Source organism: Leptospira tipperaryensis, assembly GCF_001729245.1.
Classification (GTDB): domain Bacteria; phylum Spirochaetota; class Leptospiria; order Leptospirales; family Leptospiraceae; genus Leptospira; species Leptospira tipperaryensis.
This window is the reverse complement of the sequence record NZ_CP015217.1, coordinates 3,050,198-3,065,561: the sequence shown is the minus strand read 5'-3', so window position 1 is coordinate 3,065,561 and position 15,364 is coordinate 3,050,198. Positions and strand designations below refer to the sequence as shown.

The 15,364-nt window shown below is 43.5% G+C and carries 12 protein-coding genes; 4 read left to right on the top strand and 8 right to left on the bottom strand.

Going from position 1 to position 15,364, the window contains the following annotated elements; all coding sequences use genetic code 11:
- On the top strand, nt 1-2,745 hold the full coding sequence (ileS, locus tag A0128_RS14280) for an isoleucine--tRNA ligase (protein WP_069608130.1): 2,745 nt from the start codon (nt 1-3) through the stop codon (nt 2,743-2,745).
- An 894-nt stretch (nt 2,746-3,639) separates the two neighbouring features.
- On the opposite strand, the gene A0128_RS14260 is transcribed toward ileS, so the two are convergent.
- Together A0128_RS14260 and A0128_RS14255 are read right to left on the bottom strand one after the other, a co-directional pair.
- Nucleotides 3,640-4,383 (bottom strand): LA_1326/LA_4305 family lipoprotein, encoded by a 744-nt coding sequence (locus tag A0128_RS14260; protein ID WP_069608126.1) that lies wholly within the window; start codon nt 4,381-4,383, stop codon nt 3,640-3,642.
- Entirely contained in the window at nt 4,380-4,748 is a 369-nt protein-coding gene (locus tag A0128_RS14255; protein WP_083244136.1) for an STAS domain-containing protein, read from the bottom strand. The genes A0128_RS14260 and A0128_RS14255 overlap by 4 nt, the downstream gene beginning before the upstream one ends.
- Nucleotides 4,749-4,869: 121 nt before the next feature.
- Between A0128_RS14255 and A0128_RS14250 the strand changes: the two genes are divergently transcribed.
- The 3 genes from A0128_RS14250 (at nt 4,870) to A0128_RS14240 (ending at nt 8,847) form a co-directional block, all read left to right on the top strand.
- Nucleotides 4,870-6,741, top strand: coding sequence for a hypothetical protein (locus A0128_RS14250; RefSeq protein WP_069608125.1), 1,872 nt, complete (start codon nt 4,870-4,872; stop codon nt 6,739-6,741).
- A 19-nt stretch (nt 6,742-6,760) separates the two neighbouring features.
- Complete coding sequence (locus A0128_RS14245) at nt 6,761-7,480, top strand: carbon-nitrogen hydrolase family protein (RefSeq protein WP_069608124.1); 720 nt, start codon at nt 6,761-6,763, stop codon at nt 7,478-7,480.
- An 848-nt stretch (nt 7,481-8,328) separates the two neighbouring features.
- A complete protein-coding gene (locus A0128_RS14240; RefSeq protein WP_069608123.1) occupies nt 8,329-8,847 on the top strand; it encodes a YcxB family protein in 519 nt (172 codons plus the stop codon).
- Nucleotides 8,848-9,315: 468 nt separating this feature from the next.
- Here A0128_RS14240 and A0128_RS14235 read toward each other — a convergent pair whose 3' ends face one another.
- The 6 genes from A0128_RS14235 to A0128_RS14205 form a co-directional block, all read right to left on the bottom strand.
- Nucleotides 9,316-10,383, bottom strand: a complete 1,068-nt coding sequence (locus A0128_RS14235; RefSeq protein ID WP_069608122.1) for an AI-2E family transporter — start codon at nt 10,381-10,383, stop codon at nt 9,316-9,318.
- Nucleotides 10,376-10,903 carry a cyclic nucleotide-binding domain-containing protein gene (locus tag A0128_RS14230; RefSeq protein WP_069608121.1) on the bottom strand — a complete coding sequence of 176 codons (528 nt, stop codon included), beginning with the start codon at nt 10,901-10,903 and terminating at the stop codon, nt 10,376-10,378. Before A0128_RS14230 ends, A0128_RS14235 begins: the two co-directional genes overlap by 8 nt.
- A 4-nt stretch (nt 10,904-10,907) precedes the next feature.
- Nucleotides 10,908-11,456: a lipoprotein signal peptidase gene (locus A0128_RS14225; RefSeq protein ID WP_069608120.1), complete on the bottom strand. Its 549-nt coding sequence runs from the start codon at nt 11,454-11,456 to the stop codon at nt 10,908-10,910.
- Nucleotides 11,453-13,174, bottom strand: coding sequence for an ABC1 kinase family protein (locus A0128_RS14220; RefSeq protein ID WP_069608119.1), 1,722 nt, complete (start codon nt 13,172-13,174; stop codon nt 11,453-11,455). Before A0128_RS14220 ends, A0128_RS14225 begins: the two co-directional genes overlap by 4 nt.
- Before the next feature lie 11 nt (nt 13,175-13,185).
- Nucleotides 13,186-14,442, bottom strand: a complete 1,257-nt coding sequence (locus tag A0128_RS14215; RefSeq protein WP_069608118.1) for a Gfo/Idh/MocA family protein — start codon at nt 14,440-14,442, stop codon at nt 13,186-13,188.
- Nucleotides 14,443-14,671: 229 nt separating this feature from the next.
- Nucleotides 14,672-15,259, bottom strand: coding sequence for a WG repeat-containing protein (locus tag A0128_RS14205; protein ID WP_069609310.1), 588 nt, complete (start codon nt 15,257-15,259; stop codon nt 14,672-14,674).
- Nucleotides 15,260-15,364: the final 105 nt, after the last annotated feature.

Genomic DNA, 15,364 nt, shown 5'->3' with positions numbered 1-15,364 from the left:
ATGAGCGAAACACAAAAAGAAAATCCGTATTCATCTACCGTACTTCTACCCAAAACCGACTTTCCTATGAAGGCCGATCTTGCAAAAAGAGAACCCGCTCAGGTCCAGGCTTGGAAGTCTGGGCAGATCTTTCGTAAGATGAGGGAACAAAGAAAAGGAAAAAAAGAATTCATTCTTCACGACGGCCCTCCTTATGCGAACGGAAATTTTCATTTGGGTCACGCTCTCAATAAGATCTTAAAAGATACGATCGTAAAATCGAAGGCCCTCGCCGGTTATTATACGGACATGATTCCCGGATGGGATTGTCACGGACTTCCGATCGAAGTTCAGGTTTTGAAGAATTTAGGAAAGAAGGCCCGTGAAACCGGTCCCGAGGAACTAAGACAACTTTGTAGAAACTACGCCGAAGAGTTTGTGGGAAAACAAAGCGAAGACTTGAGTCGTTTTCTTTGTTTCTGGGAAGAAGGAAGAATCTACAAAACGATGTCTCCCGATTTCGAAGCGAGAATCGTGGAAGTATTCGGAGATCTTTTTCAGAAAGGTTACGTCTATCGCGGCAAAAAGCCGGTCTATTGGTCGATCGATTTGGCGACGGCGCACGCGGAAGCCGAGATCGAATACTATCCTCACGTTTCCCCTTCGATCTATGTAAAGTTTCCCGTGATCGGAGAAAACAATCGTTACTGTTTAATTTGGACGACGACCCCTTGGACTCTTCCTGCCAATCTTGCGATTTGCTTTAACAGAAAAATTGAATATTCTATTTTTAAAACGGAGTCCGGAGAGGAATTGATTCTCGCAGACGGACTCGCCGAAAACGTGACGACCGCGACCGGAGTCGCGTTGACAAAAGTAAAACCGATCACTACGGACGAACTCGCGGCTCTCCAATTCCAACATCCTTTTATAGATCGAGTTTCCATTCCTCTCTTTGGAGATCACGTGACTCTGGAAGCGGGAACCGGTTGTGTTCACACGGCGCCCGGACACGGACAAGACGACTACAAGGTGGGACTCGCGGCCGGACTCGAACCATTCTCACCCGTGGATGATTATGGAAAATATACCGATGAATTTCCGCTCATGCAGGGAACCAAGGTCTTTGATGCAAACCCTCTCATCATAGAACTTTTAAAAGACAAGGGCTTACTCTTTCATCACAGTGAGTTCGAACATTCTTATCCTCATAGCTGGAGAAGTAAAAAACCTCTGATCTTTCGCGCAACGCCGCAGTGGTTTTTTAAGATGGATTTTAACGAACTCAGAGAAAAATCTCTCGCGGCGATCGACGGGGTTCAGTGGATTCCGAATTGGGGAATCACAAGAATTCGTTCGATGGTGGAGACAAGACCGGATTGGTGTTTGTCTCGTCAGAGAAACTGGGGAGTTCCGATTCCCGCGTTTACCTGCGAATCCTGCGGAGAAACTCATATCAACGCGGCTTCGATTCAATTTTTTACTCAGAAGGTTCGGGAAAAAGGAATCGAGATCTGGTATTCCGAGAAAGCGAGCGAGCTTCTTCCTTCCGATGCAAAGTGCGAGAAGTGCGGAAAGGATTCTTTCAAAAAAGGAAACGATATTTTAGACGTTTGGTTTGACTCCGGGGTTTCCAGCTTTGCCGTGTTAGACGAAAGAAAGAATGAACCGTCCGCGGATCTATACTTGGAAGGTTCCGATCAACACAGGGGTTGGTTTCAGTCTTCGCTCTGGCCGTCGATGGCTCTCAGAGGAATTCCTCCCTACAAAACGGTATTGACTCACGGATACGTTCTGGATGAGAAAGGGCACCCGATGTCCAAATCTCTTGGAAACGGAATCGATCCTACCACCGATATCATCAACGTGTTCGGAGCCGATATTCTTAGACTTTGGGTAAGTTCTCTGGACTTCAGAGACGATATCAAGGTGGGAAAAGAATCTATCAAGATCGTATCCGAACAATATCGAAAGATCAGAAATACATTCCGCTATCTTCTCGGAAATTTAGAAGGTCATAGCGCGGAACAAAATCTTCCCTTTGAAGAATTGGAAGAGTTGGATCGATTCTATCTTTCCAAACTCGCTCAGTTTGTGGAAGACGCGGGTGCGAGTTATGAAACGTATCAGTTTCATCAGATCTATCAAAAACTCATTCTATTTTGTACGGTGACCTTGTCTCAGGATTATTTTGATATGATTCGAGATCGAATGTATTGCGACGCAAGAAATTCCAAAACGAGAAGATCTTCTGCGACCGCGTTACAGCATATTCTGGAAACGTTAAGTATTCTTACGGCGCCGATCTTGAGTTTTACCGCCGAAGAGGTCTGGGCTGAAAACGGAAAAAAAGAATCCGTATTCTTACAAACGTTTCCGGATTTCAAATCTTGGAAGAATCCTGGGCTCGAAGAGAAGTTCGAATCCGCTCTGCAGGCAAGGGAAGCCGTTCAGAAGGCGCTTGAACTCGCCAGACAAGAAGGCAAACTTGGGAAGTCACTCGAAGCGGGTCTTGAGATCACTCCAAAGGATGGATCACAACTCACAAAGTTTCTCCCGAAAGAAACCTTGGAACTGCTCTTTGTCGTATCGCAAGTGCACGAAACCAATCCTAAGTTGGAAGTCCTATCTTCTCATGAGAATGAAAAATTCTCCGTAAAGGTTTTGAAACCTGCGCAAGGAGAATGTCCTCGTTGTTGGAGACATACCGAAGACATCGAAAAAGAAGGGGACCTCTGCGGTCGTTGTAAGTCTGTCGTAGGATAATGGATAAAAAGGGGGAGGTTTCCCCCTCGCTACAAACGCATTCGCGTTTTCCGCTACCCCCTCTCCGGGAAATGAATTCTGATTTTAGCCCGGACCCGATCTCACTTTTCAAAATGGAGAGGGACATGCGGGAGTTCCCACAGTTTTTTACAATGGCCTTGGCTGGAGATACAAACTTGAATCCTCCAGGGAAACCGGACTTTGAAGCCTTGCGGAAAATCCTTTAAAAAAGTAGGAACTCAGAAGTGTGGGAACTCCCTCGTTTTTCAAAGGACTGATTTTCAGATTTCCCTATGAAAAGGTGGAACTCACACAAAATAGAACAAGGGAGAAATTTCGTAGTTCCAAGGGAAGTGGGAACTCTCACTTTTAAAAAGGCTCGATTGCATCGGCGTTTTCCATTTCTTAAAGTAGGAACTCCTCGGTTTTCTAAACGTTCTCCGTAGACGGCGACGAATCTTTCAAAAGTAGGAACTCTCACATTTAAATCGATGTCACAAAATTCTATTTTAACAAAAGAGAATTTCAGACAAAGATAGAACGAATCTTTCTCTGAGGCTTGAAAAGTAGGAACTCACACTTTTTAACTCTTCTGCAAAGCTGTAAACTTCTTCCGACAAATCATCCTTGCAAAAAAACACTTGCTTTCGGACTTTAAAGTCCGTTTCGAATCCAATTTCGGAAGAATACACATTCAAAAATTCTAAACAAAGATCCGGTCTTTCAAAGAAAAAAAAGGTTAGGAGTTAAGAGCGGATTATTGCTTTAAATCTTATTGTTTTTGATTCAAGAGGAGAGGAATTTGAGGAAGGGATTTTGTCTTTTTTAGAGAAATTCTTTTTCAAGAATCTCTCTAAATCGATCGGAGAAGAAGGGGAAAACGAAGGAAGTCGATCAACCGCCGCCGGGTCGATCGTTTTCGTCCGTAAGTTTACGAATTTCGTTTCTCTTTCGAGGTTTGAATTTATACTGATCCATCTGATCCAGATTAAAAACCACCCACTTACGATTGGGAACGTTCTTTACCGTTTGGAATTGAACCGCTCCGTTATCCGAAATCTCGGTTCCGTCTGAAACGTTTGTGAGATAGATCTGTCTGATATCCGTCCAGAGACTAAAATCAAAACCGATGTTTTTATCGATGATTTCTCTTTTGATCTTACCAAAGACGATGTTCACCTTTGTTTTATCACCCCAGACAAGAGCCGTGGTCAATTCTTCCGTGGAAATTACGGATTGAATGTCATCGTATTTCGTGATCAAAACGAGGATCTTATTTTCAGGAAGAGATTTTAAAACGTGAGGAAGATCTCTTGCGATGATCTCCAATTCTCCATCTGAAAAGACGTGATCCGTAAAAAAGCCGAGAGAGGATTTTTTTACATACTTGAGATTTCCTAAAAGATCCTTCCATTGTTCCGGTTTGAGATCGACGGGATGAGAAAAGGGACCCGGAGGAACAAATTCATCAAACTGATCGACTTTGGAAGGGGAAATTTTGAAATACGCGACTTCTTCAGAGTTATAAATTAAGTTCTGACTTTTGCCCCAGAAGAAGATCCCTCTTTCGTGGACCCAGGAGCATTGAACAAGGAGAAGAATGACAAGAACAGAGAAAGATTGGAATATTAGTTTCATTTAGAATTTTGATCCACAAACTCCTGAAAAATCGGATACTTGTTTAGAAACTCTTCGTTCGTATAAAGGTTCACAATTTTATCCAAACCCGATAGTCGAAACACCGAGTTTAAGGATTTATTGAGGCCGAATATGTTTACAGTGCCGTTTTTTTCGCGGATTTGATTACGTACTTTGATAATAATGCCGATTCCGGAAGAATCTATGAATTTGACTTTTCCTAGGAAAAAACTGATGATTTCAGGACTACCGGTTTTTATCGATTCTTCAAATTCGTAGTAGAAATCCCTTGAATTATCCATCAGAATATCTTCAAGAACGCTAAGAACGATATGGTTCTCTCGAATCTCGCTGCGGATGATCATCAGATCGAAAAAACACCCGGAAGAAAGGTCTGTCAAGAAGTAAAATGAATCAGTATCTTTCTTGATTTATTTCTCAGAACTGCAAATTTGAACTGAGACGCGGGATTGCAAGGGTTGCATTATGGCTGAGTTTGATAAAACAAAACGCTCCATTGGAGTGAACAATCTGGATGATAAGGCCAGAAAAGAAATGTTCGATAAATTCCAGTCTGCTGGCGGCAAGGTCGTCAACGATAAGGATAAAAAGAAAGAAGAAGCAGCCCGTAAAACCAGCCAGCCCAACGTTCGTCAAGGCCAGAGAAGTCAGGCCGGAGGAAGAGATTCTTCTTCGCGTCCCGGCGGAGGATCGGGAGGTCGTTCCGGATCTTCTAATGTTTCCGGAGGAAAAGGAGTTCCTCAATCTCGAGGACCGGCTCCGAGAGACCGTAAAGCTCTTGAAGACGAGATGGGAAACTTCATCAATCGTTTTTCAGTTCGAGTCAAATGTTGGTTAGGAAGGGTCACCGGTTTTTCTTCGTCGGAACTCCTACCTTCTTTCTTATCGGAATTCAATCTTTCCGGAAAAAAAGCCATCTTAGAAATGAACTTTGTGGGGAATGATATTCTTGGAAATCCTGCCTATGCGGGAAAGATCGCAAAGGAACTCGACGCACAAAATCCTATCTACATAGAACTCATAGGGAGAATGCACAAACTCTATGATAACGCGGAAGTCAATCAGGTCATAGAACCGCATAACGCGGCTCCTGATCTTCCGGTGGGAATTTCCAGAGTCAGAGATCCTATCTATTCTATCTTTAGAAAATTATACTATGTTTATCCGTTTCAAGGAAGTTATGTAAAGGCCGTGACCTTAGGTTACGCAGCGCTTGAAAAACTGGAAGGAAAACCTTCGAGTATTTATAATACGAAGAAGAAGAGGGCGCTCCAAGAATTCGATTATCTCTACGGAACTCTTTTTGAAAAACTCTACCTCGTAGTATTGAGAAACGAGAATAAAAACATTCCGCTCCTAAGCAACACGATGGAATCCGTGATTGGAATTTTTCCGGAAGAAAAGCCGGGACAAAGACAACAGGGAGAAGAATTGGATGAAATCTCCGGAGGCGCGGCCCCGGAAGAAGAAGTCGCAGAAGAAGAGAAGAAGGAAGAAATCAATCCGGAAGAATCTCTCAGCAAGGAATTGAAATACGGTCTGAAATTGATGCGTATGCTTTCTCTCGATCAACTTCGCAAAAAACACGATCCCAAGGGAGAACACGACCTCATTCCTTCGGCTGACAAAGCCTTTCTAACCTGGTTGTTTTTTAAGGAATTCGACGCGGAATACTCTTTTGTGATGACCACGAAGAAGATAGAAATCAAACCAACGATCATAAACGGCGCGAAGGTGGATTATCGCGAGAAGATGATCGACCACTACGAAACTACTCGAGCGTCGATCGAACAGTTTAGAATCTACGATCAATATTATAAAGAACTAAAGAACCATCTTAAAAATCCGGGCGCGAACTATATCGAGGCTTCGAAAAAAACGACAGCTCTCGAAACGAAAAGAAGTCAACAATCCAGAAACGTTCGAGTGACCGTAAAAGAATTCGTGGAAAAGACCGGAGAAATTTTAGAGAAGCTGATCGCGGATATGAAGTCGAAAAAAGAGATCGTTACGAACATGGAAGAACTCATGGCCTTCGATCTCATGGAATCCAAAAGAAGACTCAACAAAAAACCGATCAAACAATGTATTATGGAATCCTATTGTTATTCGATCGCCCTTGCGGGAAGACTCGAGAACGGAGATCTTTTCGGGGGAGTCACCGAACTTTCATCGGAAGAGATGGAGAAAGAATTCGGAATTAAGACGGAGCAACAACCCACCGGAGAATCGGATCTTGGAATTTCCGGTGGCGGAGCCGCTCAAGGAGAAATCGGTTCTTCCGAGAATCTGGATGCGGATTCGCTGGGTGTTGATCCTTCCATCTTAGGGGATTAAATCAGGAAGGTATCGATTATTGGCATCCGCAAAAGTAACTCTTTTTCAAAAACATCTCAATCAACCCATCACAAACGAACAAAAATCGAAACTGGCAAAGGAGAAGTCGGACTTTCTCCTTCTTCCGGAATACTTTCCGTTTTACAATTCTTCCTCTACTCCCGAAGGTTCTTCCGAAAAAGCAAAACACCTGACGGACGAGTTGTTGCAGATTTCAGAATATTATAAAGGCGTAATTATCGGAGGTTCTATTTTTAGAAAGGACGATTCCGGGAAATTAAAACTTTCGGTGCCGATCATACAAAGCGTGGTCGTCGTGGATTGGTATGAAAAACACGAGTTGTTGGCTTCGGAAAAGCCGGCGGTGGGGGGAGAGGCCGAAACGATTTTTATCATGAGCGGGTTTCGATTCGGAATCGTGACGGGAAAAGAAATCGAAAATCCAAAACGTCTGGAGGAATTAAAATCTCAGAACGTAAATCTTCTTTTTCATATTGATTCGGTCTTGGAAACGGATTCCACACACGCTGAAGACTTGGAACGTTATGCGAAACTTTCCTCCAAATACGGAATTTTTATCGCAAGAGTCACCGGAGTCGGTTCCGCTCTCGGTCGCTCCGGAATCGGAAGGAGCCTTCTTTCCACTTCTTCGGGAGTCAACTGGAAGGTCGCCGAATCGGAGAAAGATAAGGAAGTTATCAAAACCGTCACGATCAACGGTGTGAACGGTTTGTTTTGAGAGATTTGGTCTCTCAAGATTCAAACGTTTTTTAGTTCGGAATTTTCGACTTCTTCTCGATCCAATGATTTTCCGTTTTATTACTCTGATCATGATCCCGGTCTTCCGCTCATAACGGTTCCTGCATTTCTGATTTAGAGTTTGTTCCAAAGCGCATAACCTTACCCGGAAGTTGGGAGGAACTGCAGCGAGAATCTTCTCGAGAAGAAGGGTTTGTCGTAGTTCCGACACGGGGATTTTTTCTTGCAAAATTAGAATTTTGTGATATAGGAAAGTCACCCGAGGTTTTTCCCGCCTCCACTCCCCTCCACCCGAAATTCGGGCGGGGCGCGACTTTTACGGAAGAGTTGTCGTAATTCCGACAGACTGTTCTAAAGAATGCAGACAGATTTTGGATAAGTCTTTCCAAAAACTGTTGGGGGCGAAGAAAGCGAGGCGTTGAGTTCCCGGGAAGGACGGAGTTCAAATCAAAATGAAACCACAAGCCAATGGTTCGAAAGTTCCGGAATCGTAAAAAAGAATCCGAAACATTTCGAGCGTTTATTACCGACTGACGGAATGCTCTAAGCGCCGGAACGAATAAAAATTTGGAACAGATTTTTCATCATTTTATAAGAATGCGCTCACATCGAAAAAGATCGCTTGTTGTTAAAAAGAACCGACTGGGCTTGGATTCGGCTGATATTTTTTCGAAAAAGAACTTGAAATCGGGCTTCCATTTTATCCGCAATAGAATTTCGGAAGATTCTTTGCCTCTTTCGGCACGGACTCGCGATCGTTGATCGAAATCGTTCCCGATTCTAAGATATAAAAAATTATTCTATAAAACTTATTCGGTAATACACTCTATGCAAATCAACTACGAATTGACTTTGGAAGATATCGTAAACTTCAATGAATACCATTTTCGTCATTCTAAAATTTCGAAAAGAAAAAGAATGATCGCGAAACTCATCATTCCTATTTGGACCTTGTTCGTTTTCTTGATTTTGAATTATCGAAACTTAGACGAAACGCCTCTCCTATTCAATATTCCAATCTTCTTATTTGCAATCGCGTGGTTCTTTTTTTTTGATCGTCTCTATTTTTGGCGACTCAGAAACAATGTGGATAAAATGCTTCGCGAAAAAGAAAACAAAGGAATGATCGGAAAACAAAAAATCACGTTAGACGGTGATTTGCTTGTCTTTGAGACATTGTATACTTCCGCTCAGTTCAAGCCGGGGTCCATCAGCGAGGTGGTCGAAACAAAGGATTATCTTTTTTTATACGTATCCTCTTTGAGCGCCTTGATTGTTCCGCAAGGTGCCTTTCAGGCTTCAGAGAAGAAGGAATTTCTGGAAAAACTTCAGAGTTTTGTGATTTAGATTCATCTTCCTCTTTTGCCTAATGTCCTTAGCCGGAAGCTGGGAGGAACTGCAATGAGAATCGTCTTGAGAAGAAGGGTTTGTCGGAGTTCCTACGCGGAACTTTTTTCTTGCAAAATTAGAATTTTGTGATATAGGAAAGTCACCCGAGGTTTTTCCCGCCACCCACCCCACCACCCAAAATTTGGGTGGGGCGCGCGACTTTCACGGAGGACCGTCGTAGATCCGACAGATCTTCCTCTGTCCAGACAACTTTTGGGTAGGAATGCACGTCCTTTGAAAAGGCTCTTTTCCGATAAGATCTCAATAAACTTCTCTCTCAACAGAGTTGCGATTGGAAGACAAACTAAAATTCAATCTTTCCGGAGTTAAGGAAACGGAGTCGGATTTTTTAGAGAATCGAAACTTTTGTTTCGAATTCAAGTCTGTTAGACGAAATCGGAAAGCTAATCTTCCACGACCGGGTGATCACAGCAGATTGTGATCTTTCATCGAGCTGTAAAATGTCTGGATCGTGACTTTTAAGATCGCCGCCATAGGAACCGCAATCAACATTCCCACGAGACCCAGAGCGGCTCCTCCGACGGTCACAGCGCCGACGACTACGATCGGATGTAAAGAAACGGAGCCTGAAATCACAACCGGTTGAATGATAAAGTTGTCTATGATCTGTGCGATCAAAACCACAATTAGAATCGAGGTCATCATTTCCGTGGAAGAACTTCCTCCGATTACGAGCGAGAAAAAGAGCGGCGGAATCGCCCCCATGATCGGGCCCAAATAAGGCACGGAGTTTGCGACTCCTAAAAACAATCCGAAAATATAAAAGTAAGGCAGGCCAATGATATAAAAGCCCGTAGTCGAAACGACACAGATGATCGCGCTCTGGATCATAAGGCTCTTGAGATAGTTTGTCATCTGTTCGTTGATCTTATAGGTGACCATCAACGCCATTTCGAAATAACGATTCGGGATCAGAGAAATCAGATTCTTATACATCCCATTTCCGTTTAGCAAAAATAAAAATGCGAAGAGGGGAGTGATGATCATATAACCGATCAGAGTCGGAAAATAAGATACGAGACTTTTCACCTGCTCGTGCATCAGTTCCGCGATCTTTTTGATCAATTCGTCCGGTCTTAAAGTTTCGTTCCAGCTGGAGGGAAATTCGTTAAACTGAAGATTGACGGTTACGGTCAGATACTTGAACTTCGCGTCGTCCAGGTCTTGTTTCCAATTTTTAAGAATCGGATTGAGCGTAGAAACGATCGGCGGAGCGACCGAGTTGATAAAGATATAGATCGGTATACTGATCATAATCATCAGAATCGCGATCGAAAGAATTCTAGGAATCCCGATGCTTTCCAGATTGTTGATCGTTCCATTGAAAGCGTAAAAGATCAGAAGAGCCATTACGATGGGAACGGCTAAAAGTTGAAGGCCCCAGAGGGAAACGACGATCGTAAACGCCACGATCAGAAAAAAACTGATTCGAATAAAATATTCGGAGAGTTCCCTTCTTTCGGTATTATGCATTCTTTTGTTTTCCTCGGAAGTATGCTTTTTCCAAAAGCCCGTTGGTTCTGTGAAGTCTTTCCACGATGACGGTCGAAAGGCTCATGAGAATTTCGATTCCGATCCTCGGTTTTGTTTCTATGATTTCTTTTAAGTCCGGTTGAAAAAAGCCGAGTAGTGTTGTATGTTCCATTGCGATTGCGCTCGCGGTTCTTCTTTCCTCGGTAAAGAGAGAAAGTTCTCCAAAGAACGCGTGTTGGTCGAGATGTGCTAGATCGAGTTCGATTCCGTCTCGAACGGAACGGATCACGACGGAACCTTCGTAGACGAGATAAAAGCCGGCTCCGACTTCTCCTTGTCTAAAGACGGTTTCTCCTTCTTGGTATTCTCGAACGTGCACCATTCTTGCGATTTCAATGAGGGTTCTTTTTTTCATTCTTCCAAAGACGCTCGTCTCCCGAAGAAATTGAATGATCTCCTTATTGTTCGCTTCCTTTCGGCTGAATATCTTTCTCCAGATGGGCAGGTCCAAGGCTTTCAAAGAATTATTTCTCCTCTTCCAATTTCATCGTAAGAATCAAGATCGTAAGTCCGACCGTGACACAAGAGTCCGCTACGTTAAACGCTGGCCATCTTGAGAAGAGCAAAAAGTCGGGCCAGTCGAAATCTAAAAAGTCCACGACTCCGATGTATTCTCCCGGATTGGGATGAAACCCGATTCTAAAACCGGTTCCCGGAATCTTTACAAAGAATTTATCCAAGAAGTTTCCGAAGGCTCCGGCCATTACGAGATTCCAACCCCAAGGATTTCCGAGGTCGAAATTCTTCCATCTGTAACCGATCAAAAAGATGATCGCGACTCCGGTCGCTACCAAGGAAGGAATCGCGTTGTCTTGGAAGGCTCCAAAAACAAAACCGGTGTTAAACGTAAGAGTCATTCTAAAAAAGTTTCCGAGAACTTCCACGTAACGATGCGGTTGATAGTAGAGAATTACGAGGAACTTTGTCAGGAGATCCAATACGACGCCGATAAAGATGACCCCCAGATAGAGAGGACGATAGACATCTAAAAATCGTTTTTCAAAATATTTCACAAGGGGTTTCCTTTCTTTTTAAGTTTATTCTTCCAGAATGAATAGATGAGTACAAGTCCGAAAAACGCGGAGGTTCCGAAAAATCCCCAGCTCTGCATTTCCAATCCTTTTTCGAGATAATAATTTCCGAAATGAATTCCTGCAATCAAGAATCCGGAATAGAGAATCTGATGTCCCAAAACATACATCTTTCGAGTATGCCGTTCCACTTCCCGAAGTTGGATTCCCTGTTTTCCCCGATTGATATTCTGGAGTACTTTATAAAATTCTCCGGGAATGGAGAGGGTGTTTCCTAAAAGATTTTTATCTTCGTTTAACAAAAGGGACTCCAGTCCGCCTTCTTTTCCGGTGGCGACTGTCCGGAACGGTTTTTCTCCGTAATCTAAAACGGTTCTATAAGGATCCAGGATCGAAGTGATCCCTACCAGTAAACCTAAGACCCTTTCCAGGAAAATGAAATTTTCAGGGATCTGAATCATTCTAAAAATTTCTTTTAGGCTGGAATTGATCTCTTTCAAAAAGAGTCGATCTTCTCTTGTATGAATCTGATCCAAGGAAAGATTCTTAAAGTAATCCGTATCGGCGATAAATCTTCCGAGTTTCTCCAAGGAATAACGGACGACTTCTTCGAGTTTGTCCCGATCCGCGGTTTCGGAAAGAGCGCCTATGTCTTCCAAACCGGAGACAACTCCGTAGTAATCCTTGCTGATCGCGGAGAGAAATATTTTTTTGAGAGCAAAGACTCCGTTCGCTCCCATTTCTCCTACCGCTCCGAAATCGATAAAACAGAGTTTTTCATCGGGAGTGTAGATGAGATTTCCGGGATGAGGATCCGCGTGATAAAAACGATACTGAAAGATCATGAGGACGTATGCTTTGACGAGGAGTTCTACGGGTCTCGACTTCGCTTGTCCTTTGAGAACCGGGGTCGCGCGGGTGATTTTGACGCCATCAATGAACTCGGTAACGAGAACACTCTTTCCTGAAAATTGACGGATGACTTTCGGAAAGACGTAGTCCGGTTCTTCCGCAAAAAAGGTCCGCATACGATCGTAAGAATCGGCTTCGAGTTTGAGATCGGTTTCTCTGGTTACAAGATGGTTGATCTCGTCGTGGACCTTTTTGTATTCGAAACGAAAGAGATAACGATTGATCCGCTTGAGAAAGGAGCGGATGTTTTTGAGATCGTTTGCGATGAGAGATTCGATTCCAGGATAGAGAACTTTGACGGCGACCTTTTGTCCTCCGATCGAAGCTACGTGAACCTGTGCGGTCGAAGCGCTCGCCTCGGGAACGCTCTGGATGTTCGGAAATACTTTTGTGATTTCTTTTCCGAATTCCAAACGAAAACGTTCTTCGATTTCGGAGAAGGGATGAGGAGGGACTCTGTCTTGTAAGTCTTGAAGAGATTCCGTAAAAGAATCCGGAAAGATATGAGAGAGGTTTCCGAGATACTGCCCGAGTTTGATATAAACCCCGCCCATGGATAAGAAGAAATTCCGACTGTCTTCTCCGAGACTGCGAAAGTATTTTTCTTGGACGGCTTCGTTGCGATAGGAAGGAAAGAGGATTCTTCCAAATTTAAAAAACCAGAATATAGACCAGATCTTTTTCCAGACAAAGGTGCTCGCGTTCCAGAATCTCCAGGCGCTGCTATGCCTTCTATAGGATTGAGTTTCCTGAGGTTCGGCTGTTCCGGTTGTGGAAGAAACGAGCATAGACAAAAATTCTAAACCTCTAGGATTCTTTTTTCGGCTTTCTTCCGTATCGTATCCAAGATGGAAAGAATCTGAAGATTCTCCTCCATGTCTCCCGTGATCTGAGAAGGTTTTCCGCGAAGATGTCGGAAAAGCGATTCATAGAGATTGAGAAACGGATTGGAGCCTGCGGAAGATTTTTCGGAAATTGAAACCGGAGTCAAACTATTAAATCCTTTGTATTTGCGAGAAGGTTTGGATTTCCAGAATCGGACCTCGTCGTTCCCCACGAGAAAACGCGCCGATTCCGTTTGGATGTCCAACTCGAACTGAAAGTATTTCCGCATTCCCCCCGCTTCTAAGAATACGGTTTCTCCTTTCGGATAAGTGAGGAGCGCCACCGCTTGTTCTTCTACGGGAGAATGGGGATAGGACCTGAGGACGGAATGAATCCGATCCGGAACTCCCAGATACCACGTGAGAAGATCGACTGCGTGAGTTCCGTCATGAAAGAGAGGTCCGGTCTGATCGAGGATCGCTCTTCCCGGATTTCTCGCGGATGTCAGGACGGAAGCTCGGATCGTTCGGACCGGACCGAAGGTTTCTTCTTGAATCCATTTGCGAACTCGTCTGTAGAGGGGATGATAACGTCGTTCGTGATTTACCCGGAGATCCGTCCCCGTTTCTTTGCAGAGTTTTGCTAGTTTTTTTGCGAGAGGAAGAGAATGGCAGACCGGTTTTTCTACGAGCAAATGTCGGAATCCAAAATGGATCGCGGTTCTTGCGAGTTCAAAGTGTGTGTCCGAAGGGGTCGCGATCACGACGAGACAATTTCCGAGATCGATGTCTTTTTCCGGAAGGTGTGAGTTCCTACTTTTTGCTTCGGAATCTGGGTGCAAGGAGACGAAGGGCGTTTTCGTTTTGGACGAGGTTCCGACCTTACGGGTTGTTTGGGAAGAAGTCTTTCGGTTGGAAGCGGTCGAAGTAGGAACTCCCTCTTTTTCAAAATTTTTGAACGGAGTAGAATCCGGTCCCCGGTTTTTCCAAGATGAAAACTCCCTGGACCATTCCCGAAAGTCGGAGAAACATTTGTTTTCTTGAATATTCCAATCTTTGCAAAATTGTCGGCGTCGATCTTCCGAAGGATCGATCGCTCCCAGAAGAATGAATTTCTTTTTTCCCCAAGGAGAAAAGATCGATCCCGCGTGCGTGCAGGGATGATTTCTCAGAGAATCTTTTTCGAGAAGAGAGGCGATTCTTCCAAGGCCGATGAGTAAGACGGGGATCATGGAGTGGAAAGCTTTTCGGGGTTGTGACCTGGAATCAAGAGATATTTTGTTTTTAAAAGTGGATAGAAGAGGGAGTTCCTACTTTTTTCGGGAAGGGCTTCTGTTTCGGGCCACAGAAAAAAGAAAGATCCATTGTCTCCCTTTTCATTTCAAACTGATTCCTTCGATGAAAGAAAAGTAGGAACTCCATCGTTTTTCGACTTTCATTCTCCCATCCCCTAAAATCGCATTAAAAAATCGGAATGTCTTTTGCTACCTTGCCCTTGGTTGCCCGCGCAATTTTTTTGTCCCGATCGGTTGAGATGGAATCATATTCTATCGGAATTATAATTTTCCCATTTTTATCGATGAGGCCGTAATTCCCGCCCTCAATTGTAGAATGTTCATCCATCTTTACCGATTTGCAACCAAGACAAACAACTGTGAAATCTTCCTCAAAAGGAAAGGCGAAATCAAATTGAGCTGCAATGATCTTATTACAGTGACTATCAAAAAAACCGATTTTATTGTTTTCTTTAAAACGAGCCAAACCACCAAAAAAAGGATCGGGACCGTTATCAAACAAAAAAGGATTTAACAAAACTCGATTTGTTTCGTCGATGCAGGACCATCCGCTTTCTCCAAAAACGAAAGCGACCCCATTCTCATCAAAATCATAACTAAAAGAATATTGCGGCGCGATTACAACTTTTCCGTTCTGATCTCTGAAGCCGTATTTCCCATCTTCTTCGAAGGAAGAGAGAGATTGTTTTTTGCAACCCAAGGAAAAAAGAATGAGAACTACGAACATTAACTGAAGCCAAAAGAATCGATTCATATATACTCCATTGAAAACCGTCTCTGCATTAGATAAAAAAGAAACAATCAGATTTTCTCTACGCTGTTTTGCATTCTTTTTTATGAATTGAAAAACAAAGATTCT

Excerpts from the sequence above, each read along its gene's own strand:
- ileS (WP_069608130.1), top strand. The coding sequence starts at position 1 with ATGAGCGAAACACAAAAAGAAAATCCGTATTCATCTACCGTACTTCTA.
- A0128_RS14260 (WP_069608126.1), bottom strand. The coding sequence starts at position 4,383 with ATGAAACTAATATTCCAATCTTTCTCTGTTCTTGTCATTCTTCTCCTT.
- A0128_RS14255 (WP_083244136.1), bottom strand. The coding sequence starts at position 4,748 with ATGATCATCCGCAGCGAGATTCGAGAGAACCATATCGTTCTTAGCGTT.
- A0128_RS14250 (WP_069608125.1), top strand. The coding sequence starts at position 4,870 with ATGGCTGAGTTTGATAAAACAAAACGCTCCATTGGAGTGAACAATCTG.
- A0128_RS14240 (WP_069608123.1), top strand. The coding sequence starts at position 8,329 with ATGCAAATCAACTACGAATTGACTTTGGAAGATATCGTAAACTTCAAT.
- A0128_RS14235 (WP_069608122.1), bottom strand. The coding sequence starts at position 10,383 with ATGCATAATACCGAAAGAAGGGAACTCTCCGAATATTTTATTCGAATC.
- A0128_RS14220 (WP_069608119.1), bottom strand. The coding sequence starts at position 13,174 with ATGCTCGTTTCTTCCACAACCGGAACAGCCGAACCTCAGGAAACTCAA.
- A0128_RS14215 (WP_069608118.1), bottom strand. The coding sequence starts at position 14,442 with ATGATCCCCGTCTTACTCATCGGCCTTGGAAGAATCGCCTCTCTTCTC.
- A0128_RS14205 (WP_069609310.1), bottom strand. The coding sequence starts at position 15,259 with ATGAATCGATTCTTTTGGCTTCAGTTAATGTTCGTAGTTCTCATTCTT.